The sequence below is a fragment of the Mycobacterium sp. genome (genome assembly GCF_052145595.1).
GTDB lineage: Bacteria > Actinomycetota > Actinomycetes > Mycobacteriales > Mycobacteriaceae > Mycobacterium.
In genome coordinates, this window is sequence record NZ_JBKQOI010000123.1 from 14366 (window position 1) to 34665 (window position 20300).

The 20300-nt window shown below is 64.8% G+C and carries 20 protein-coding genes and 2 pseudogenes; 12 read left to right on the top strand and 10 right to left on the bottom strand.

Features of this window, described 5'->3' with window-relative positions; translation table 11 throughout:
- The first annotated feature begins 20 nt into the window (after positions 1-20).
- Entirely contained in the window at positions 21-884 is an 864-nt protein-coding gene (locus ACLP4W_RS10820; RefSeq protein ID WP_442386130.1) for an SDR family NAD(P)-dependent oxidoreductase, read from the top strand.
- Positions 885-889: 5 nt separating this feature from the next.
- On the opposite strand, the gene ACLP4W_RS10825 is transcribed toward ACLP4W_RS10820, so the two are convergent.
- Positions 890-1753, bottom strand: a complete 864-nt coding sequence (locus tag ACLP4W_RS10825; protein ID WP_442386131.1) for a cyclopropane mycolic acid synthase family methyltransferase — start codon at positions 1751-1753, stop codon at positions 890-892.
- 241 nt (positions 1754-1994) lie between these two features.
- Here ACLP4W_RS10825 and ACLP4W_RS10830 point away from each other — a divergent pair, with 241 nt between their 5' ends.
- Positions 1995-3506, top strand: a complete 1512-nt coding sequence (locus tag ACLP4W_RS10830) for a flavin-containing monooxygenase (protein ID WP_442386132.1) — start codon at positions 1995-1997, stop codon at positions 3504-3506.
- On the opposite strand, the gene ACLP4W_RS10835 is transcribed toward ACLP4W_RS10830, so the two are convergent.
- Positions 3495-4517, bottom strand: coding sequence for an AraC family transcriptional regulator (locus ACLP4W_RS10835; RefSeq protein WP_442386158.1), 1023 nt, complete (start codon positions 4515-4517; stop codon positions 3495-3497). The two genes, ACLP4W_RS10830 and ACLP4W_RS10835, sit on opposite strands and share 12 nt — an antisense overlap.
- Before the next feature lie 233 nt (positions 4518-4750).
- On the opposite strand from ACLP4W_RS10835, the gene ACLP4W_RS10840 reads away from it, so the two are divergent.
- Entirely contained in the window at positions 4751-5134 is a 384-nt protein-coding gene (locus ACLP4W_RS10840; RefSeq protein WP_442386133.1) for a DUF1330 domain-containing protein, read from the top strand.
- A gap of 109 nt (positions 5135-5243) precedes the next feature.
- Here ACLP4W_RS10840 and ACLP4W_RS10845 read toward each other — a convergent pair whose 3' ends face one another.
- The 3 genes from ACLP4W_RS10845 to ACLP4W_RS10855 are packed head-to-tail and all read right to left on the bottom strand — an operon-like array spanning position 5244 to position 8529.
- Positions 5244-5741 carry an adenosine-specific kinase gene (locus tag ACLP4W_RS10845; RefSeq protein ID WP_442386134.1) on the bottom strand — a complete coding sequence of 166 codons (498 nt, stop codon included), beginning with the start codon at positions 5739-5741 and terminating at the stop codon, positions 5244-5246.
- Positions 5742-5783: 42 nt separating this feature from the next.
- Positions 5784-7697, bottom strand: coding sequence for an ABC transporter ATP-binding protein/permease (locus tag ACLP4W_RS10850; protein ID WP_442386135.1), 1914 nt, complete (start codon positions 7695-7697; stop codon positions 5784-5786).
- Between the two features lie 25 nt (positions 7698-7722).
- Complete coding sequence (locus ACLP4W_RS10855) at positions 7723-8529, bottom strand: lysophospholipid acyltransferase family protein (RefSeq protein ID WP_442386136.1); 807 nt, start codon at positions 8527-8529, stop codon at positions 7723-7725.
- Positions 8530-9082: 553 nt separating this feature from the next.
- Here ACLP4W_RS10855 and ACLP4W_RS10860 point away from each other — a divergent pair.
- The 5 genes from ACLP4W_RS10860 to ACLP4W_RS10880 are packed head-to-tail and all read left to right on the top strand — an operon-like array spanning position 9083 to position 14246.
- Positions 9083-10159, top strand: a complete 1077-nt coding sequence (locus ACLP4W_RS10860) for an SDR family oxidoreductase (protein WP_442386137.1) — start codon at positions 9083-9085, stop codon at positions 10157-10159.
- A gap of 42 nt (positions 10160-10201) precedes the next feature.
- Complete coding sequence (locus tag ACLP4W_RS10865; RefSeq protein ID WP_442386138.1) at positions 10202-11560, top strand: WS/DGAT/MGAT family O-acyltransferase; 1359 nt, start codon at positions 10202-10204, stop codon at positions 11558-11560.
- A 6-nt stretch (positions 11561-11566) separates the two neighbouring features.
- Positions 11567-12052: an NUDIX domain-containing protein gene (locus tag ACLP4W_RS10870; protein ID WP_442386139.1), complete on the top strand. Its 486-nt coding sequence runs from the start codon at positions 11567-11569 to the stop codon at positions 12050-12052.
- Between the two features lies 1 nt (position 12053).
- The gene (locus ACLP4W_RS10875; RefSeq protein ID WP_442386140.1) at positions 12054-12959 is read left to right on the top strand and encodes a haloalkane dehalogenase; all 906 of its coding nucleotides are present in this window, start codon (positions 12054-12056) and stop codon (positions 12957-12959) included.
- A 51-nt stretch (positions 12960-13010) separates the two neighbouring features.
- A complete protein-coding gene (locus tag ACLP4W_RS10880) occupies positions 13011-14246 on the top strand; it encodes a cytochrome P450 (protein WP_442386141.1) in 1236 nt (411 codons plus the stop codon).
- On the opposite strand, the gene ACLP4W_RS10885 is transcribed toward ACLP4W_RS10880, so the two are convergent.
- Positions 14243-14692: a hypothetical protein gene (locus tag ACLP4W_RS10885; protein WP_442386142.1), complete on the bottom strand. Its 450-nt coding sequence runs from the start codon at positions 14690-14692 to the stop codon at positions 14243-14245. The two genes, ACLP4W_RS10880 and ACLP4W_RS10885, sit on opposite strands and share 4 nt — an antisense overlap.
- 191 nt (positions 14693-14883) lie before the next feature.
- Here ACLP4W_RS10885 and ACLP4W_RS10890 point away from each other — a divergent pair, with 191 nt between their 5' ends.
- Both ACLP4W_RS10890 and ACLP4W_RS10895 read left to right on the top strand, forming a co-directional pair.
- Entirely contained in the window at positions 14884-15096 is a 213-nt protein-coding gene (locus ACLP4W_RS10890) for a hypothetical protein (RefSeq protein ID WP_442386143.1), read from the top strand.
- A complete protein-coding gene (locus tag ACLP4W_RS10895) occupies positions 15093-16265 on the top strand; it encodes a cytochrome P450 (protein WP_442386144.1) in 1173 nt (390 codons plus the stop codon). The genes ACLP4W_RS10890 and ACLP4W_RS10895 overlap by 4 nt, the downstream gene beginning before the upstream one ends.
- A gap of 22 nt (positions 16266-16287) precedes the next feature.
- Here the strand turns inward: ACLP4W_RS10895 and ACLP4W_RS10900 are convergent, their stop codons facing one another.
- The 4 genes and pseudogenes from ACLP4W_RS10900 to ACLP4W_RS10915 form a co-directional block, all read right to left on the bottom strand.
- Positions 16288-16599, bottom strand: coding sequence for a DivIVA domain-containing protein (locus tag ACLP4W_RS10900; protein ID WP_442386159.1), 312 nt, complete (start codon positions 16597-16599; stop codon positions 16288-16290).
- Positions 16597-16731, bottom strand: a pseudogene (locus ACLP4W_RS10905) (DivIVA domain-containing protein); the annotation flags it as partial. The gene ACLP4W_RS10900 and the pseudogene ACLP4W_RS10905, both read right to left, overlap by 3 nt.
- 9 nt (positions 16732-16740) lie before the next feature.
- Positions 16741-16947 (bottom strand): annotated as a pseudogene (locus ACLP4W_RS10910) (DivIVA domain-containing protein); the annotation flags it as partial.
- A gap of 40 nt (positions 16948-16987) precedes the next feature.
- Positions 16988-18070, bottom strand: coding sequence for an ATP-dependent DNA ligase (locus ACLP4W_RS10915; protein WP_442386145.1), 1083 nt, complete (start codon positions 18068-18070; stop codon positions 16988-16990).
- Between the two features lie 11 nt (positions 18071-18081).
- Between ACLP4W_RS10915 and ACLP4W_RS10920 the strand changes: the two genes are divergently transcribed.
- Entirely contained in the window at positions 18082-19119 is a 1038-nt protein-coding gene (locus ACLP4W_RS10920) for a DNA polymerase domain-containing protein (protein ID WP_442386146.1), read from the top strand.
- A 49-nt stretch (positions 19120-19168) separates the two neighbouring features.
- On the top strand, positions 19169-20080 hold the full coding sequence (locus tag ACLP4W_RS10925) for a tyrosine-type recombinase/integrase (RefSeq protein WP_442386147.1): 912 nt from the start codon (positions 19169-19171) through the stop codon (positions 20078-20080).
- Positions 20081-20300: the final 220 nt, after the last annotated feature.

Consider the following 20300-nt stretch of genomic DNA (forward strand, 5'->3'; position numbering starts at 1 on the left):
GAGGACAGGAAGGTCAAACTATGGGTGTCCTCGATGGCAAGGTCGCGATCGTTACGGGAACCAGCCGCGGTGTGGGAGTCGGCATCGCCCACGAACTGCTGCGGGCCGGCGCCACCGTCATCGGATGCTCGCGCTCGCCCCTGGGCGCCATCCCGGGTGTCGACGCGCAGCCCGACTGGGTGGTCCGTGCCTCACAGAAGATTTGCGATCAAGGCGACTACCACTCGATCGATGCTTTCGTTGCCGACGTCGTGGCCGCCCACGGCCGGATCGACATCCTGGTGAACAACGCCGGCGGCACGGTGCCGGCGCCGCACGCCGAGAGCATTCCCGAACTCGTGCAGCGCATTCAGGGCGCACCCCAAAGCGACGACGACTATGAGCGCACGGCACTGTTTCACGCGTACGCGGTGCAGATGAACCTCATCAGTCCGCTCTGGTTCGCCATCCGCGCGTACCGGCAGATGCTTACCCAGGACGGCGTCGGCAGCATCATCAACATCTCCAGCGGCGCCGGGCACCCGGCGGGGTCACCGACCTTGGTCTCCTACGGTGCGGCCAAGAGCGGGCTGAACCATCTCACCCGCTCGCTGGCCGAGGAGTGGGGGCCCAAGGTCCGGGTCAACTGCATCGCGCTGGGTCCCACGATGACCGAGAACTTCCGGTCGTTCGTGCTGCCCAAGGATGACCCGACCGGCGAGAAGTACTTCGCCGCTGTCCCGTTGCGCCGTGCCGGCGAGCCCGCGGAGGTGGGCCGTGTTTGCGTTTTCCTCGCAAGCGGAGATGCGGACTTCGTCAACGGCACCACCATCGAACACGACGGCGGCATGCTGCCCGGCGTGCTCTATGACGCGGGGCTGAAGACCATCACCGATCTGCTGTGACCCCACTACTTCTGCAGGGTGAACTGGTTCACGTCGATGTAGCCGCCGCGGAATGCCTTGGCGCAGCCGGTCAGGTACTTCATGTAGCGCTCGTAGACCTCTTCGGACTGAATCTCGATGGCCTCGCCCTTGTGCGCTTCCAGCGCCTCGGCCCACAGATCGAGGGTCCTGGCATAGTGCAGCCGCAGCGACTGGCGGCGGGTCAGCGTAAATCCGGCCTTCACCGAGTGCTGCCCCACCATATCGATCGACGGCAACCGGCCACCCGGGAAGATCTCGGTCAGGATGAACTTGGCGAAGCGGATTATCTCGAACGAAATGGGAAGGCCCTGGTGTTCGAGCTCCTTTTGGGACAACGCGGTGATGGTGTGCAGCAGCATCACGCCGTCAGTGGGCAGCACACCGTGCGCCTTCGCGAAGAAGTCGTCGTAACGGTCGTGGCCGAAATGCTCAAACGCGCCAATCGACACGATCCGGTCGACGGGCTCGTCGAACTGCTCCCAGCCGGCCAGTAGCACTTGCGTGCTGCGCGGGCCGTCCATCCCGTCGAACGACTCCTGCACGTGCGCGGCCTGGTTCTTGGACAACGTCAACCCGACGACGTTGACGGCATACTTGTCGATCGCCCGGCGCATGGTGGCGCCCCAGCCGCAGCCGATGTCGACCAGCGTCATGCCGGGCTGCAGACCCAGCTTGCCCAGCGCGAGGTCGATCTTGGCGAGTTGGGCCTCTTGCAAGGTCATGTCGTCGCGTTCGAAGTACTGGCAACTGTAGGTCTGGGTGGGATCCAGGAACAGCCGGAAAAAGTCGTCGGATAGGTCGTAATGTGCTTGTACATCGTCGAAGTGCGGCGTCAGCTGCTGAGCCATGGCTTTGTGTGCCTTTCTGGACCCAGAGGCCCCCCGGTTGTCGTGCCAGGGCTTCAGAATTCCCCGGAATAAGCAGGCCAAACGTGACCTCTGCGACTCAGTGCGGCCGGCTGTCCCGAACTGTCAAAAAGCTGTCCTCTGGTGTCAAGACCACAGGGTCTTTGCTGCCACATAGTGGGTGCAGTGGCCAAGCCACCGCCTCCAACAACTGTGGGGCCTCTCGAAACCGAACAGGACAGACATGACCTCCTCCAGCATCGAACACGTCGACGTGTTGATCATTGGCGCCGGCATCTCGGGGATCGGCGCCGCCCGCTATCTGCGGACAATGCAGCCGGACAAGACATTCGCAATCCTGGAGGCTGGCGCAGAGATCGGCGGAACCTGGGATCTGTTCCGGTACCCCGGGATTCGCTCGGATTCCGACCTGCACACGTTCAGCTACGAATTCAAGGCTTGGGAAAATGAGAAGGCGATCGCCGGCGCCGACGCGATCATGGCTTACCTCCGCGAGACCGTCGCGGAGAACAACATCCAGAATGCGATTCGCTTTCAGCACAAGGTAATCAGCGCGGCGTGGTCCACCAAGGATGCGCGCTGGCTAGTGGAGATCGAGCGCTTTGATACTGACCAAGACACCGGCGAGCACTTCGTCATGAGTTGCGGATGGTTCTTCTGCGCCAGCGGCTACTACCGCTACGACGAGGGCTTCACGCCGGAATTCGTAGGCCGCGAACGGTTTACCGGCCAGATCGTGCACCCGCAGCACTGGCCCGAAGACCTGGACTACCGCGGCAAGCGTGTGGTGATCATCGGCAGCGGTGCGACCGCGGTCACGCTGGTGCCGGCCATGGCCGAGACCGCCGGGCATGTGACAATGCTGCAGCGTTCGCCGACCTACATGGTGCCGGTGCCGTCTGAGGACCGGCTGGCCAATACCCTGCCCAAGCTGATCGGCCGCGATCGGGCCTACGCCGTCACCCGGCGGAAGAACATCGCCAGGCAACGGCTGATTTGGCGGTTCTGCCAGCAATACCCGCGCGCCGCCCGGCGACTGATCCGTCACCTGAACGCCAGACGGTTACCGAAGGGGTATCCGGTCGACGAGCATTTCAGGCCGGCGTACAACCCATGGGACCAACGGCTGTGCGCCGTTCCGGACTCCGACATGTTCAAGGCCATCCGCGACGGACGGGCCTCGGTGGTCACCGACCGGATTGAGACTTTTACCGAGCGGGGAATCCGGCTGCGATCGGGGCGTGACCTCGAGGCGGACATCATCGTCACCGCCACCGGCCTGAACCTGCTCGCCTTCGGTGGCATCAGCCTCACGGTGGACGGGGCGCCCGTCGACCTGTCAGAGAAGGTGGCGTTCAAGGGGTTCCTGGTCAGCGACGTCCCCAACTTCGTCTACGTGTTCGGTTACACGAACTCGTCGTGGACGCTGAAGGTCGGGTTGGTGTGCGAGCATTTCTGCCGCCTGCTGGCCTGCATGGACGCGCACGGTCACACCATCTGCTACCCGCGGTCGCCGGAGGGAATGCCGACCCGCCCATTGCTGGATTTCGGGGCCAATTACGTCAAGCGATCGGTGGACCAGTTTCCCCGCCAGGGCACCGAAGTCCCCTGGCGCACCACCATGGATTACCGCGCCGACCACAAGCTGTTGCGCGAGGGCCCGGTCGATGATGACCAACTGTTCTTCGCATCCGCGTCGCCGGCCGAGGCACTCGAGCCGGCGTTAACCGGGTAGGTGCGCCAGCGCGGCTGTGCGGGTTTGGTTACGGTAGGCGGCTGGGCCGGTCCCGAACCAGCGTTTGCAGGAGCGGGTCAGCACGCTTTGCTCGGCGTAGCCCAGTTCGCGCGCCAGGTGCGACAGGCTCATGCCGGTGGACCGCAGGTAGCGATCGGCGGCGTCCTTGCGAACCTGATCGACCAGGGCGGCGAACGTGGTGTCCTCATCGGCGAGCCGGCGCTGCAGCGTTTTTGGGTGCAGGTTGAACTGATCGGCGATCACTTCGAGCGTGGCCGCCCCGGTGGGCAGCAGCTGGCGAACGACGGTGCGCACCGATTCGACTATCCCGGCATTTCGAGGGGTGATGCCGTTCAAGTATTCGACGACGGCGTGGTGTGCGACGTCATCGCGGTTCAACGGGCGGGCCAGCTCGGATGTGCGCACCCTGAAACCGGCGGTGCGTTCGGCAAAGTAAGGGGTGCAGCTGAAATACCGCACATAAGTGGCGTTGGGGGTGAGCGGATCGTGAGGCAGGTGCACGGACAGCGGCGCGTAATCCGAACCCATCAGAAAGCGCAGCACCCGCAGCGAGACCCCCAGCGCCAGCTCCGTGGTCTGCGAGTGCGGCGGCGCGTTGTCGAGGAGGAAGTCGATCGTCAGGAATGACCGCTGCGGGTCGCTCAGCGGCGCGACGCGGATCGCGATCACGGGGCTGTAGGCCGCCATGTACGTGCTGAAGATTCCCAGGGCGTCCGCCACCGTCGCGGCGGTCCGGGCCGCCACGCCGACCGGCCCCAGGATCTCGATGCCTTGCCGCTGCGCCAGCCGTCGCCCGAAGTCAGGCGTGTCCGTGGTCTCGGCGGCGGATTCGATGGCCTGTATCGCCGCGCGGTAGGGGATGAACGCGTCGTAGTTGCCGGCATCCTGGCTCCGGATGCCCGCCGCGCGCAGCAGGACGGCCGGGTCACCGCCCAATTCGGCGACCAGGCTCGGGTAGTTCGAGAGCGCGGTCCCGCGCACCAGGGACATGTCGTTGACCTTCAGCGGACGACCGCGGCGTGTCAAGGGCCCCTCGTCCCGTGAGTGTCTCCAATTGCCAAAAGTTTGTCTTCAACTGCCAAGACGTTTGGCGGGTCGGCGGGGCATGGTGAAGTCGGCTGACCGCGCCGTCATGGCACACGCTGACGGCGACGCCGGAACGTTACTTGGGTGAGCGGATAGGCAGGACTCTCCGGAAACCCAACTAAGGCAGGGAGATTCAGATGGTCATTAAGTTGGAGACCACCCCCGAGCAGTTCGCGGCGCTGGCCGCCCGGCCGGCAGACGCGCCGGTGGTGATGGTCAACCTGTTGAAATTCAAGGCGCAGGCTGGCCTGGAGTCCTACCAGCGCTACGGCCGGGAGGTCGCGCCGCACCTCGAACGGGTCGGCGCCGCCGTCCGCTACGCCGGTACGGCACCGGCGGCCGTCTTCGGTGACGGCGAACGACCCTGGTGGGACGCGATTCTCATCGTCGAGTATCCGACGCCGCAGGCGTTCATCGACATGGTCACGACTCCGGAGTACGCCAAGGTGCACGAGCATCGCGCCGCCGCGTTAGAACGCGGTGACCTGATCGCGACATCGGCCTGGTCGATCGCCGAGTGATCAGGCAGCCGGTGCATTCTCGGCGCTGGGACCTTTGGCCACTGGGAAGCCAACGCACGAGTGCGGTTAAGCGGTGAACCGCGGGCGCTACTGTACCTGTCCGAGCTGGTCAGAGCTTGTAACCGATGGCGCGCAACAGGTCGTGCCGCTCGGCCACGTCACGATCGGTCTCCACGCCGAGGGGGGTCTGTCCGTCGATGACGCCCACGATGCCGCGACCACGCGGAGTCACCGCGACGATGACATCGACCGGATTGGCCGTCGCGCAGTAGATCGTGCAGACCTCGGGCACCGCCTTCACCGGGTTGAGGACGTTGACCGGAAACCCCTCACGCAGGAAGATCACGAAACTGTGCCCGGCGGCGACGGACAGCGCGGTACGGGTGGCGAGTTCGATCAGCTCAGGGTCGTTGCCGGTGCGGCGAACCAGGCGCGGTCCGGAAGCCTCGCAAAACGCCAGCCCGAACCGCAGCGCCGGGCTCACCCCGACCAGCGCCTCGTGCAGGTCTTCGACCGTCTTGATGAAATGCGCCTGGCCGATAACCACGTTGACGTCTTCCGGCTTGTCAACGGATACCACTTCCCAGGACAGCGACGTCGCGGTCACAGACCCATGCTGCCACCGGGCTCCAATTTGTGCGCCCAAGGGCTAGCACGACGCGACTGGCTCGCCGATGCGGCCGAGGCGCCACCTGCCGTCGCCGAACAACTCCAGTTGCTGGTTGTGGTGCGGTTCGACGGTGCTCCGGTGGGTGGCGCTGACGACTATGCAGTCCGGCAACTCTCTCCTGAGCAGGTCGTACAGCGAGAACTGCAACCCCTCGTCGAGAGCCGAGGTGGATTCGTCGAGGAACACCGCCTTGGGCTTGGTCACCAGGACGCGGGCGAAAGCGATGCGTTGCTGCTCCCCGGGCGAGAGCATTTTGGCCCAGTCCTGGACCTCATCGAGCCGGGTGATCAGGTTGGGCAGCGTGACGACGACCAGCGCGTGGCGCAGCGTCCGGTCGTCGATCTCGCCCTCGATCGCCGGGTAGCTCAGGACGGCGCGCAGGTTACCCAGTGGAAGGTAAGTCAGCTGCGGGACGAACATGACGTCGTTGTGGCCGTCCGGGCGGTGCAACGTGCCCGAGGCATACGGCCATAGCTGAGCCAGGGTGCGCAGCAGCATGGTTTTGCCGCAGCCCGATCTACCGGTGATGACCAGGGCGTCGCCGGGCACCAGCCGCACATCGAGGGGCTCGATCAGTTGCTTGCCGGCGGGCGTGCGGACTTCGACGTCGTTGAGCTCCAGCGAACCGTCGTCGCTGGCAACGACGGACAACTCCGGCAGCTTGCGCGCATTGGCGTTGGCCTCCGCCAACCCGCTGAGCCGGATGATCGCGGCCCGATAGCTGGCGAATCGGTCGTAAGCGTTGCGGAAGAACGACAGTGATTCCTCAATCTGGCCGAAGGCGCCGGCAGACTGGATCACGCCGCCGAGCATGATGTGGCCCGCGAACAGCCGCGGAGCCTGCACGATGAACGGCAGCGGGTTGATCGTCTGGCTCATCGTGACGTTCCAGCCGAGGAAGCCGATCGTGCGTCGCACGTAGTGTCGATAGTTAACGATCGTTTCGGCGAACCTGCTCCTCAGTTGGGCCCTCTCGGCTCGTTCGCCGCGATAGAAGCCGACCGCCTCCGCGGCATCACGGAGCCGGACGAGCCCATACCGGAAGGCCGCGTTGAGCAGTTCGTTGCGGAAGCTGAACCGGATCAGCGGGTGCCCGATCCAAAAAGCGATCACCGTAGCTGCCAGGACGTAGACGAACAAGACCCAGAACAGCGCCTTCGGGATGCTGATACCGAAGACGATCAACGTGCCCGACAGGCGCCACAGAATTGCGGTGAAGGAGACCACCGCGACGACGGATCGGATCGCGCCGAACAGCAACGTGGCCGATGTGCCGACCGACGGGGTGTTGGTGGCGCCGCCGACCCCGGCCGTGAAGATGTCGATGTCCTGCTGGATACGTTGGTCCGGGTTGTCGATCGGTGGGTCGATGAATCGCCCGCGGTAATACGCGCGCCCATCGAGCCAGTCCGCGGTCAGACGGTCGGTGAGCCACACCCTCCACCGGATGAAGAACCGCTGAGCCAGATACAAGTCGGCCATCACCTGGATCACGTGCAGGCTTGCGATGATGCAGAACGTCCAAATCGCGACCCAAAACCCGTGGATGCCGGAATCACGCACGGCGTCGTTGCCGGCGGCGCCGCCCTGGAACGCGGTCTGCAGCGCCGAGTACAGGTCGTTGGCGTAGTAGGTGAGCAGCACGGTGATCCGCACCGAGATCATCACCGACAGCAACAGCAGGTTGAACATAGTCAACACCGGGGCGCTTCGCCGGCCCGTGAAGTAATCGCCGGTGATGTGCCAGAACTGGTGGCCCCATTGGGTGAACCGAACGACCACGATCGCGACGATAAGCAAACATGTCCCGCTGATCGCCCACGCCTCGACAATCCACCGCGACGATGAAACCAGCTCGTGGCCCCAGTTGATCGAGGGCGTGAATTTCTCCATCGCTGATTGCCGTGTCGGAAATTGATCAGCCTAAGACGGGGAATCGGCGCTGACGGCCCAGCCGGTCGAGGGCTGTCTGCATGACCGAGCGCACGTGAGTATCGACCTCGGCTACGTCGGGGTTCTTGCCGAACCTTGCAACGACGTCGATCGGCTCCAGCAGGTTATAGACCAGCTTGGCCGGTAACGGCATGTTGGCGGGGAAGAGGAGCGTCAACCCGAAGGGCACGCCGATCGTAACCGGAAGAATCTCCATCCGGATTCGCTTGAGCCCCAATAGCTTTGCCAGCCAATTGCCGCGGGTGAGGAAAAGCTGGGTTTCCTGACCCCCGATCGATACCGCGGGCACGATCGGGACTCCGGCCTGGATGGCGGTCTTGACGTATCCGGTGCGGCCACCGAAGTCGATGACGTTCTGGCTCAGCGTCGGCCGGAACGCGTCATAGTCACCGCCGGGAAAGTCCAGCACGACCGCACCCGAGCGCAACACTTCCTCAGCGTTTTCCCGACTGGCATGAATAACGCCGAGGCGACTCAGCGATGCGCGAAACGGTGTCATGAACACGCCATAGTGCGCGAGGGTGTACAGCGGGCGGTCATAGCCGAATTTGCCGTATAGGGCTGGGGCCAGGACGTTCCAGTCAGGCGTCAGCACGCCGCCGGAATGGTTGGACACCAGCAACGCGCCGCCGGTCGACGGGAAGGTTTCCAGCCCCAGCACCTCCGGCCGGAACCATCGCTTGATTACCGGGTTGACCGCGTTGATCAGCAGCTCGGTGAAAGTGGGATCCCACTTGGCCGTCTCCGAAAGGCCGATGTCGTTGCCAGTCACGTTTGTCCCCCTGCGGGTGTTCGAGTGGGGATAGTCAATCGGTAATCCGTGTGTCATGCTCCCGCAGCAATACATGTCCCGGCAGGGCCGCAATCCCTCGGACTGTGGGGACCAAAGACCTCGATAGCTCGTAGGGGTGGGGTCGCGCTTATCGGTCCGAGGTCGAGGACCAATGGCGACCACGGGGGGTCAAAAGACCCGTCTCAACCAGCTTTGGGGATGGATAGCGTCGTTTCATGCGATGGGTTGGCCACCCCGCGGTTGAGGAGAGGGCGATGAACGACTTGCTCAAACTCGTCGAAGAAAGACACTCCGCGCGGGTTTCCCCTCGATGAGGGCTTGGCTTCCAAGCCCTTTCGGCCTTGGGCAGTCCTTTGGTCGAGGAAGCGGGCAAACGACTTCTGGCTGCTCCCGGCCCCATGAAGGTCGCCTTTGCCGCCCGTCTCGGCCATCCCGTGACGTCGGTGCCCTACCCGCGGGTGCGCCGCGAGGTCGCGGGGTTCGCTCATCGGACCCACTTCGGCAACACGTGTGAATCGACCAGGAGGTAGCGATGACCGTATTGATGACAGGGTTTCCCGGCTTCCTGGGCAGCGCGTTGCTGCCGGGCATCCTCAAACGCACCGACAGCTCGGCAGTCTGCTTGGTACAGCCCAAATTCGCCGCGCAGGCGGAGCGAAGTGTGGCCGAGCTGAGCTCCGCCGATCCGTTCCTGCAGGGCAGGATCCAACTGGTCGAGGGTGACATCACGCAGCCCGGGCTTGGTCTTGCTGCAGACATTTTTACCGAGGTCACCGAGGCGTGGCACCTCGCCGCCGCCTACGACCTGGCGGTGAGCCGCGACGTGGCGGTTCGGATCAACGTCGACGGCACCCGCAACTTCCTGGACGCGCTTGAGCGCTGCCCCAGGCTGACGCGGCTGCACTACTTCAGCACCTGCTATGTCAGCGGCCGCTACGCCGGTCCGTTCGGCGAGGACGACCTCGAAGTCGGTGCACCGTTCAACAACTATTACGAGGAGACCAAAAACCTCGCCGAGGCCGATGTCCGCTCGCACATGTGCGCGGGTATGCCGGCCACGATCTATCGTCCCGCCATCGTCGTCGGCGACAGTCGCACCGGTGAAACGCAGAAGTTCGACGGGCCCTACTTCGTCATGCAATGGCTGTTACGGCAGCCCCGGTACGCGATCATGCCGATGGTGGGGGACCCCGCGACGACGCGGGTGAACGTGGTCCCGCGTGACTTCGTCATCGATGCGGTCGGATATTTGAGCGGCCTCTCCGGTTCCGAGGGCCGGACCTATCAGCTGGCGGATCCGCGCCCGCTCACCGTCGACGAGATGGCGGAGACGCTGGCCCAGGCGACCGGCCGGAAGCTCGTCAAGGTTCCGTTGCCGCGAACGCTGGCGAAGGCCGCCCTCTCGCACGTTCCGGGGCTCTACCGCTTGATGCGGATCCCTCCCGAAGCGGTTGATTACTTTGCGCATCCCACCACTTATTTGACGGACCATTGCCGAGCCGACCTCGCCGGCAGCGGTATCGAGGCACCCCCGTTCCGCAGCTATGTCGATCGGCTCGTGGAGTACATGCGCGGCCATCCCGAAGTCGGCTCGGCAGCGATGTTCTAAGAGAGCCTTCGCGTCCTGCGCCGTTCGCGGTCTAATAGGCGAATGGAACTGATGGCGCCCACCGACGGGGTATTTCTGTTTGCGGAATCACGTGAGCATCCCATGCACGTGGGTGGCTTGTCGTTGTTCGAGCCTCCGGAGGACGCCGGTCCGGGGTTCGTCCGCGAGTTCACCGACGCCCTGGTTGCCAACGACGAATTCCAGCCCACATTCCGAAAGCACCCCGCGACGATTATGGGCGGGATCACCCCCACGGCATGGGCCTACGACGACGAGATCGACGTCGACTACCACATTCGGCGCTCGGCGCTGGCGTCGCCGGGACGGGTCCGTGAGCTGCTTGAGCTGGCCTCCAGGCTGCATACCAGCCTGCTCGATCGCCACCGCCCGCTGTGGGAGCTGTACGTGGTCGAGGGGCTGAACGACGGCCGGTTCGCCATGTACAGCAAAATGCATCACGCGCTGATCGACGGTATTTCGGCGATGAAGCTGATGCAGCGCACGCTGTCGGTCGACCCGGACGACCCCGAGGTGCGGGCGATGTGGAGCCTGCCTCGGCGACCGCGTCCTAAGTCAGGTGGCTCATCCCCGTTGAGCTCGCTGGTCAATGGGGCGAGATCCGTTGTGGGACTTGCCCCATCGACGGTGAAGCTGGTCCGCGCGGCCCTCCTCGAGCAACAGTTAAGCCTGCCGATGGCGGCTCCGCACACGATGTTCAACGTCAAGATCGGGGGCGCACGCCGGTGCGCCGCTCAGTCCTGGTCGGCGGATCGCATCTTGAGCGTGAAGAAGGCCGCCGCGGTGAGCTTCAACGACGCCGTCTTGGCCATGTGTGCGGGCGCGCTGCGTTACTACTTGATCGAGCAGAATGCGCTGCCGGACGCACCGCTGATCGCGATGGTTCCGGTCAGCCTGCGCTCCAAGGAGGAAGCGGACGCCGGCGGCAACATGGTCGGCAGCATCCTGTGCAACCTCGCCACCGACGTCGAGGACCCCGCGGAGCGGATACAGGCGATCAGCGAGTCGATGCGCGGCAACAAGAAAGTCTTGGCCGAACTGCCACGAATGCAGGTGCTGGCGTTATCGGCGCTGTACATGGCACCGCTGACGCTGGCGCTTGTCCCGGGTTTCATCTCGTCAACGCCGCCTCCGTTCAACCTCGTCATCTCGAATGTGCCGGGCCTGGCGGAGCCGATGTACTACGGTGGCGCCCGGCTGGCCGGCAGCTACCCGTTGTCGGCGCTCCCGGAGGGACAAGCGCTGAACATCACCCTGGTGAACAACGCGGGCAACCTCGATTTCGGTCTGGTCGGATGCCGTCGCAGTGTGCCGCACCTGCAGCGCCTGCTCGCGCACCTGGAATCGTCGCTCAAGGATCTCGAACGCGCTGTCGGAGTCTGAAACTTCATGCCCAAGCTCAGCGCGGGTGTGCTTTTGTACCGAAGCCGTGACGGCGTCGTCGAGGTCCTGATCGCACATCCGGGTGGCCCGTTTTGGGCGCGCAAGGACGACGGGGTCTGGTCGATTCCCAAGGGGGAGTACACCGAAGGCGAGGATCCCTGGGCGATCGCGCAGCGCGAATTTCTCGAGGAGCTCGGGCTGCCGGTGCCGGCCGGGCCACGTATCGACCTGGGTGCGTTGAGACAACCCAGCGGCAAGGTGGTCACCACCTTCGCCATCCTGGGCGATCTCGACGTCACCGACGCGCACAGCAACACCTTTGAACTGGAGTGGCCGAAGGGCTCGGGCACGATGCGGGAGTTTCCCGAGGTCGATCGCGTCGGCTGGTTTGCGGTGGCACGGGCGCGCGCGAAGCTGCTCAAGGGTCAGCGCCCATTTCTCGATCGACTGATGACGCACGAGGCACTGGCGGGATCAAGCGAAGGGATTTGACATGCAAACATTGCGGACACCCGACGACCGGTTCGACGACGTGCCGGACTTTCCTTATGCCCCGCGGTATTGCGAGATATCCGACGATGAGGGCGGTGTGCTGCGGGTCGCCTGGGTGGAGGACGGGCCGCAAGGCGCCGATCCGGTTCTCATGCTGCACGGCGAGCCGTCGTGGTCGTATTTGTACCGCAAGATGATTCCGATACTGGTCGATGCCGGGCATCGAGTCGTCTGCCCTGACTTGGTCGGGTTCGGTCGTTCGGACAAGCCCGCCCGACGCGAAGACCACAGTTACGCGCGCCACGTCGAATGGATGCGGACCGTGGCCTTCGATGTCCTCGACCTTCGCAACGTGACCCTGGTCGGCCAGGACTGGGGCGGGCTGATCGGTTTGCGGCTGGCCGCAGAGCATCCGGAACGGTTCGTCCGGCTGGTCGTCGCCAACACCGGGCTGCCCAACGGAGAGCAGCCGATGGCCGAGGTTTGGTGGCGCTTCCGGGAGGCCATCACCACCTCGCCGAAGCTGGATATCGGCTGGTTCGTGCAGAGCGGTTGTCGCCAGCAGCTGAGCGACGAGGTGCGCGCAGGTTATGACGCGCCGTTCCCCGCCGACGAGTACTTCGCCGGGCCGCGCGCCATGCCCGGTCTGGTGCCGACCTCACCGGACGATCCCGCGGCAGCGGCCAACAAAGCGGCGTGGGCAAAGCTTTGCGTAAGCCCGACACCGATGCTGGTCGCCTTCAGCGACAGCGACCCGATCACCGGGCCGATGGGCGCGATCTTCCAGCGCGAGATGCGCGGCGCCCAGGGCATCGACCATCCGACGATCCGCGGCGCCGGGCACTTCCTGCAAGAGGACGCCGGAGAAGAACTGGCCAACCACGTCGTGGAATTTCTGCGTCGTTGATCGCGCCACGCGCCACGGCGCGTAGTGCGGCGGCGCGGGCACAATGTGAAGGTGACGACCGCTTCTACCGAGCAAGCCGAATCCCAAGGGTTGCTGCTGCAGTTGCTGGACCCGGTGAACCGCGCTGACCCGTATCGGCTGTGCACACAGGTTCGCGGTCGCGGACCGTTGCAGCTGCCCGGGGCCAACCTCGCCGTCTTCTCGACTTACCGGGACTGCGACGACGTCTTGCGGCACCCGTCGTCAAGCAGCAACAGGCTCAAGTCGACGCGGATGCAGCGGCTCCTGGAGAGCGGGGCGGCGCCGCGTCCACCGGGGCCGCCGGGATTTTTGTTTCTCGATCCGCCTGATCACACCCGGCTGCGCAAGTTGGTCAGCAAGGCGTTCGTGCCGAAGGTGGTGAACGCGCTGCAGCCCGATATCAGCGCGCTGGTGGACGGATTGCTTGACCGGATCGCCGAGAAGGGCCAGTTCGAGGTCGTCGAAGACTTCGCGTATCCGCTGCCGGTGGCGGTGATCTGCCGGCTGCTCGGTATTCCGCTCGAAGACGAGCCGCAGTTCAGGCGCGCATCGGCGCTGCTGGCGCAAGCGCTGGACCCGTTTGCCACCTTCACCGGCGAACTGCCGGGCGGTATCGAGGAGCGGCTGCAGTCCGGGCTGTGGTTGCGCGAATATTTCCGTGGCCTGATCGAACAGCGGCGATCGCGGCCCGGCGACGACTTCATCTCCGACCTGATCGCGGTGGAAGAGTCCGGCGATCAGCTGACCCAATACGAGATCATCTCCACTTGTGTCCTGCTGCTTATCGCCGGACACGAAACCACGGTGAACCTCATCGGCAATGCCATCTTCGCCATGCTGTGCAACCCCGTTCAGTGGACGGCCCTGAGTGCCGATGCCGGTCGCGCGCCGGCGATCGTGGACGAGACGCTGCGTTACGACCCGCCCGTGCAGTTGGTGGGCCGAATTGCGGCCGACGACATGACGATTGATGGTATCGACGTGCCGGTGGGCGACGTGATGATGCTGCTGCTGGCCGCGGCTCAGCGTGATCCCGCCGAGTTCGACCGACCCGATACCTTCGATCCGGATCGGGGGACTGTGCGGCACTTAGGGTTTGGCCGCGGCGCCCATTACTGCCTGGGCGCGCCGCTGGCGCGACTCGAAGCCGGCGTGGCTCTGTCGGCGGTAGCCGCGCGCTTCCCGAACGCCCGGCTGGACGGCGAGCCACGGTACAAGAGCAACGTCACGCTGCGGGGCTTGTCGGAGCTGCCGGTCGCGGTCTAATCGTCGCCGTCAGCGTTGTCGCCGGTGTCGGCTGCTGGACTCGGCGCATCCAGCACAATCGAAATCGGTACTGGCATGGCCATCTCGATTTTGCCTTCCGCGTCGTAGTAGGCACCGATTGTGTACTCGCCTTCGGCCTCGATCGGGAATGCGAGCTCTTGAGTAAAGCACCGGTATTTGGATGGCCGGTTGTCCTCGTCCGGCCAGTGCCAAGCCGCTTGGAGGGTTCCGCACACTGCGCCGCCGGGATCTTTGCACACGACATGGAGTTCCGGGTCGTAGTCCCCACCGGCCCGCGCGTGCACCACGAGAACGATCGGAACCTGTGCCATTAAAGGGATTTTCTCGACCCGATACCAGGTGGTCGGTATGCGCGTGGCAGAGATCGCGTCGTTATCGTCGAGTTCGGCGGTGCCCGCCACGAATAGGGCGGCGATATGCAGCATCACGATAGCTTAATGGTGTCTCGCAGCCGGATTGGTGCATTTGAGTTCGAGGCCGGCCTGTTGCGGGCACTTGCATATCAGGGGCCAGAGCCGACTTTCAAGGTCAGCCAGCAAAGCCATGTCGTGATCTACGCCCCACTCTCCAGCGTCCCCGAGATATCACGACGGCCAGACGGTAGGTTAGAACAGCAATGAACGACCACCACGTGCCTGGTAAGCCCAACGGGCTGGAAATCACGATAACCGCCGAGGACAACGCCACGCTCTGCAAACTTTCCAAAACGTCGGACATCACCCACTGCATCCGCTGCATGGCACCAGCACCAGCGCGTAACAGCTACCGCCTCGAGGAAAAAGCGCGCCGCTATGCACGTAGACCGGCGCCGTTGCAGGAGGTAGCGTGACTTCGCCTCCGTTACACCACAAGGAGAGTCCGCTCTTCGCGGCGGACCGCACCGCCTATTGGCGCCAGCTGCGCGGGCTGGGCCCGGTGGCGCAAATCGACGCAGGCGAACCAAGCCTGCGCGGCTACTATCTCACCAGGCGAGACGACGTGCGCGCGGCTTTGCTCGACCCGGATACGTTTGCGTCGCCGCCGAAAACCTTCAAGATCACCGTGTTCGGCGTACTGCTTCCGCAGGTCCCGCTCTCTTGCGGGACGCGATCGGAGCATGCCCGTTTCGCCCGCGTCTTGCATCCCCTCTTCAGCCCCAAAGCGTTGGCCCCCTTCGCTCCGGCGTTGCACGCCCGGGCCACGACACTGGTCGACACGGTCGCCGCCAAAGGGCGGTGTGATGCAACCTACCTCGCCGACACCTACGCTTGCCAAGCGCTGCTCACGGTGTGCGGGATGCCGGCAGACGACGACAGGGCGGCTCGGCTGATCCAGGCCGCAGTAGTCGGCGACTCCAGCGGGGCAGCCGAACTAGAACTCGTGGCCTGGCTGAATTCCGAGCTGGTCGCCGAGATGGGAAATCCCCGGCGGCTGCCCGGCATTCTCTGGCCGCTGCTGGAGGGACTCGAAAACGATGACGACTTTCCGCTCAGCAGAGTCGAAGGGGTTGCGGTCGTCCTTTTGCTTTTCTCGGTTGCAGGCGTTGAAATGGTCGCCGCGGCAACCGGTTTCGCGCGCGATCCTGTACTGCAGGCCCGGCTGCGCGAAGATCCAGCACAGATCCCGGCGTTCGTCGAGGAAATTTTGCGGTTGGAGGCGCCAGGGCCGGCCATTCCGCGCATCACCACGAGGGAAGTTGAGATCGGCGGCGTCACAATCCCGGCGGGCAGTACCGTGTGGCTGGGCTTGGAAGCCGCGGGCAGGGAGAACGGCGGCGACGAGATATCGACGGCCAGCAACGGAAAGATTCGGCGGCAGCGCCACTGGGCGTTCGGCGGTGGCATACACAGATGCTTGGGCATGCACCTGGCCCGACTTGAAATAGCCGCGTTTGTGACCGAGTGGTTGAGCCGCATCCCGCAATTCGAACTAGAACCAGGCTTCGCGCCAGCCGTTGTGCACAAACCGACCGGCGTGACCCACCTGAAGAGCCTGATGCTGGGCTGGGAGACCCGGTGAGCGCGTCACCGACGCGCATCTCTCAAGCGTCCGACTCGCTGGGCCCGGCTAGCGTTGCCTCGACGCGGTCGAGGAAGGCGTCGACCTCGTCTTCGTTGTAGCCGCGTTTCCCAATGGGTGGCTTTGAGAAAGCCACGGTGCGGACCTGCTCGAGAGTAAGGGTGCGTCGCGTCGGATCTTGCAGCGCTGCCTCGACGCGGTCGAGGAAGTCGTCAACCTCGTCTTCGTTGTAGCCGCGTGTTCCCATGGGTGGCTTTGAGAAAACCACGTTGCGGACCTGCTCTGGCGTAAGGCGTACCTGCTCCGGCGAAAGAGTGCGTTCCGGGTCTTGCAGCGCTGCCTCGACGTGGTCGAGGAAGGCGTCGACCTCGTCTTGGTTGTAGCCGCGTTTCCCGATGGGTGGTTTTGAGAAAGCCACGTTGCGGACCTGATCCGGGGCAAGGGTGCGTCGCGTTGGGTCTTGCAGCGCCGCCTCGACGCGGTCGAGGAAGGCGTCGACCTCGTCTTGGTTGTAGCCGCGCTTTCCGAAGGGCGGCTTTGAGAAAGCCACGTTGCGGACCTGCTCGGGAGTAAGCGAACCGCCCGTCGTTAACGCGGATCTCCAATTCTTTGCGGCCGGACGCGGCTCAGCCAGCCGACGTTCGAGTTCGGAAATGCGTTTCTCGGGGTCGTCCCGGTCCATCGGCAAATCGTCTCACCGAAAGCAACCAGCCACCATCCTGCTAGCTGGGGCCGAGGCCGGGCACGATGTCGCCGAGCCTGAAAGTGAGTGGCTGTTCGAGCTGCGCATAGGTGCATGAGAGCGGGTCACGGTCGGGACGCCACCGGCTGAACTGGGCGGCGTGGCGGAACCGCGAACCTTCCATGTGGTCGTAGCGCACCTCGACCACCCGCTCGGGTTGTAGCGGCACGAACGACAGGTCCTTTCCGGCGTTCCAGCGGGAGAATTCGTTCTTGCGCGGTGTGCGTCCGCCGGCCTCGTGCGCGGCCCAATTCCACGGATGGTTCTCGAAACTGGTGACCAGCGGCTGCAGCTCGGCGAACAGCCGCCGCCGCTCGGCCATCGGAAAAGCGCCGATCACGCCGACCGAGGCGAGTTGGCCGTCCTCCTGGTAGAGCCCGAGCAGCAGCGAGCCGATCGCCTCGCCGCCGGACTTGTGTACTCGGTATCCGGCGACGACGCAGTCTGCGGTCCGCTCGTGCTTGATCTTGAACATGACGCGCTTGTCCGGCTGATAGGTGATGGTCAGCGGTTTGGCGATGACGCCGTCCAGGCCGGCGCCCTCGAACTCGTCGAACCATCGTTGCGCGGTCGCCGGATCGGTGGTCGCAGGCGTGACATGGATCGAGAGCCCGGAGTCGGCCCCCGAACCGGCAATTGCGTCGACCAGAGCAGCGCGCCGCTCGCTGAACGGACGGCCCGTGTAGTCGTCGGCGCCGATTGCGAGCAGGTCGAATGCGATGAAGGAGGCCGGCGTCTTCGTGGCGAGCATCCGCACCCGCGAATCGGCTGGGTGGATGCGTTGTTGCAGCGCCTCGAAGTCAAGCCCGTGGTCGGTGGCGACGACGATTTCACCGTCGATCACGCAGCGTTCCGGCAACTCGGCACGGACCGCCGCGACCAGCTCGGGGAAGTAGCGGGTCATCGGCCGCTCGTTCCGGCTGCCCAGCTCGACTTGATCGCCGTCCCGGAAGCAAATCGACCTGAAGCCATCCCATTTCGGTTCGTACGACGCGTCCGGTGGGATCGACCGCACCGGCTTGGCCAGCATTGGCGAGACCGGCGGCATGACAGGTAGATCCATAGGCTGAGGATATGGCTGAAGCGGAAGAAATCGACGTCGACGGCGTCTCGGTCCGGCTGACCAGCACGGACAAGGTGTATTTCCCGGCGCTGGGGTCGAAGGGCACCAAGCGGCGCCTCGTCGAGTACTACCTGGCCGTGGCCGGCGGTCCGATGCTGACCTCGCTGCGCGACAGGCCCACCCACCTGCAGCGCTTTCCGGACGGCATCGAGGGCGAGGAGATCTATCAGAAGCGGGTACCGCAGCACCATCCCGATTACCTGGACACCTGCCGGGTGACGTTCCCGTCCGGACGCACCGCCGACGCGCTGAAGGTGACTCACCCCGCGGCGATCGTCTGGGCGGCGCAGATGGGCACCATCACACTGCACCCATGGCAAGTGCGCTGCCCCGACACCGAGCATCCCGACGAGTTGCGGATCGATCTGGATCCGCAGCCCGGGACCGGGTTCGAGCAGGCCCGCGCGGTTGCCGTGAATGTGTTACGGCCGCTGCTCGACGAACTCCGTTTGATCGGGTACCCCAAGACGTCCGGGGGTCGCGGGATCCACGTGTTTCTGCGGATCGCCACGGACTGGGGTTTCGTCGAGGTGCGCCGGGCGGGCATCGCGCTGGCCCGCGAAGTGGAGCGCCGCGCGCCCGACGCAGTCACCACGTCGTGGTGGAAAGAAGAACGCGGCCAACGCATCTTCATCGACTTCAACCAGAACGCCCGGGACCGGACCATGGCGTCGGCGTATTCGGTGCGGCCCACTCCGATCGCGACCGTGTCGACGCCGCTGACGTGGGACGAGCTCGCCGGTGCCGATCCGGACGACTACACCATGGCGACCGTGCCCGATCTCGTGAAGCGCCGCGACGACCCGTGGGCCGGCATGGATGACGTGGTCCAGTCGATCGCTGTGTTGCTGGACATGGCCGAGGCCGACGAAGGGCGCGGGCTCGGCGACATGCCGTATCCGCCGAACTACCCGAAGATGCCGGGCGAGCCAAAGAGGGTGCAGCCGAGTCGAAATAGGGATTTGACCAGTAAGAACAGGCGGAAGTAGCCAAACTTGCCACTAGCATGGCAGCTACTCGCCCGATAACCTTGGCATCATGTCTGGCTCTGCGGACTCCCTCGAATCGCTGCGCACCAGCTTCAACCGATCCCTGCGTGTCGAGGGCAAGGCTGCGCGCACCCTCGTGCTGTACGGGCAGTCGATCGTCTACTTCAGCCGCTGGCTGGCCGAGCAAGACCAGCCCGCCGACCTGACGAGCCTGACCCGCAGCAACGCGCTGAAGTGGCTGGAGTCGCTGCGCGAGCGCGGCCAGAACACCGGCACCATCCGCACCCGCTGGCGTGGCCTGCGCCGGTTCACCACCTGGCTGGTGGCCGAGGAAATCATCGGGACTGACCCGCTGGCCGGGATCGCGGTGGACAAGCCGGAGCCGCCTCCGGTACCGATCCTGACCGACGACGAGCTGACGGCGCTGCTGGACGCCTGCAAAGGCAGGAGGTTCAACGACTTCCGGGACGCGGCGATGATCCGGCTGCTCATAGACTGCGGCCTGCGGGTGAGTGAACTGACCGGCATCGATATGGCGGACCTGAACCTCGACGGCGAGAGCGTGCAGGTGACTGGGAAGGGATCCAGGGTGCGTTCGGCCTACTTTGGGGCCAAGACCGGCCTGGCCCTGGATCGCTACCTGAGGGCACGCGCTGGGCACCGGCACGCCTACGACCCGGCGCTGTTTCTCGGCGAGCGCGGCAGGTTCACCTCCGACGGGGTGCGCGACCGCCTCAAGGTGCGTGCTGCGATGGCCGGGCTGGATCCGGCCAAGATTTACCCGCACAGGTTCCGGCACACCAACGCCCACGACTTCCTGCTGGCAGGTGGGCAGGAGCGCGATCTCAAGAGGCTCATGGGGTGGCGTTCCGACTCGATGCTCGAACGCTACGGCGCCTCGGCCGCCGACCATCGGGCACGCGAGGCAGCCAAGAGGCTGCGCCGGGGGGACCGGATATGAGGACGGGTTTCGACCGGTTACCGCTGCCGATGGTCCTAGTGCGCTGCCGTCGCTGCCGCCTGCCGGTTGGTCAGTACTGCGAGGATTCCCATGGCGAGGGGGGGTGGAGACGCCGCGATGAGGAGCGTTCCTGCACCTGCGATCCGCCCCCGGTACTGCCCGAGGGAGACGAGCTGGCCCGGCTGCTGAAGCGGGCACGGCGTATAAGACACAGGGCAGA

Bases quoted from the DNA above. Each gene is read 5' to 3' on its own strand.
- ACLP4W_RS10820 (WP_442386130.1), top strand. From the start codon at position 21: ATGGGTGTCCTCGATGGCAAGGTCGCGATCGTTACGGGAACCAGCCGC.
- ACLP4W_RS10915 (WP_442386145.1), bottom strand. From the start codon at position 18,070: ATGGATCTACCTGTCATGCCGCCGGTCTCGCCAATGCTGGCCAAGCCG.
- ACLP4W_RS10840 (WP_442386133.1), top strand. From the start codon at position 4,751: ATGGTCATTAAGTTGGAGACCACCCCCGAGCAGTTCGCGGCGCTGGCC.
- ACLP4W_RS10850 (WP_442386135.1), bottom strand. From the start codon at position 7,697: ATGGAGAAATTCACGCCCTCGATCAACTGGGGCCACGAGCTGGTTTCA.
- ACLP4W_RS10870 (WP_442386139.1), top strand. From the start codon at position 11,567: ATGCCCAAGCTCAGCGCGGGTGTGCTTTTGTACCGAAGCCGTGACGGC.
- ACLP4W_RS10890 (WP_442386143.1), top strand. From the start codon at position 14,884: ATGAACGACCACCACGTGCCTGGTAAGCCCAACGGGCTGGAAATCACG.
- ACLP4W_RS10885 (WP_442386142.1), bottom strand. From the start codon at position 14,692: ATGCTGCATATCGCCGCCCTATTCGTGGCGGGCACCGCCGAACTCGAC.
- ACLP4W_RS10865 (WP_442386138.1), top strand. From the start codon at position 10,202: ATGGAACTGATGGCGCCCACCGACGGGGTATTTCTGTTTGCGGAATCA.
- ACLP4W_RS10825 (WP_442386131.1), bottom strand. From the start codon at position 1,753: ATGGCTCAGCAGCTGACGCCGCACTTCGACGATGTACAAGCACATTAC.
- ACLP4W_RS10830 (WP_442386132.1), top strand. From the start codon at position 1,995: ATGACCTCCTCCAGCATCGAACACGTCGACGTGTTGATCATTGGCGCC.
- ACLP4W_RS10860 (WP_442386137.1), top strand. From the start codon at position 9,083: ATGACCGTATTGATGACAGGGTTTCCCGGCTTCCTGGGCAGCGCGTTG.
- ACLP4W_RS10875 (WP_442386140.1), top strand. From the start codon at position 12,054: ATGCAAACATTGCGGACACCCGACGACCGGTTCGACGACGTGCCGGAC.
- ACLP4W_RS10920 (WP_442386146.1), top strand. From the start codon at position 18,082: ATGGCTGAAGCGGAAGAAATCGACGTCGACGGCGTCTCGGTCCGGCTG.
- ACLP4W_RS10925 (WP_442386147.1), top strand. From the start codon at position 19,169: ATGTCTGGCTCTGCGGACTCCCTCGAATCGCTGCGCACCAGCTTCAAC.
- ACLP4W_RS10835 (WP_442386158.1), bottom strand. From the start codon at position 4,517: ATGTCCCTGGTGCGCGGGACCGCGCTCTCGAACTACCCGAGCCTGGTC.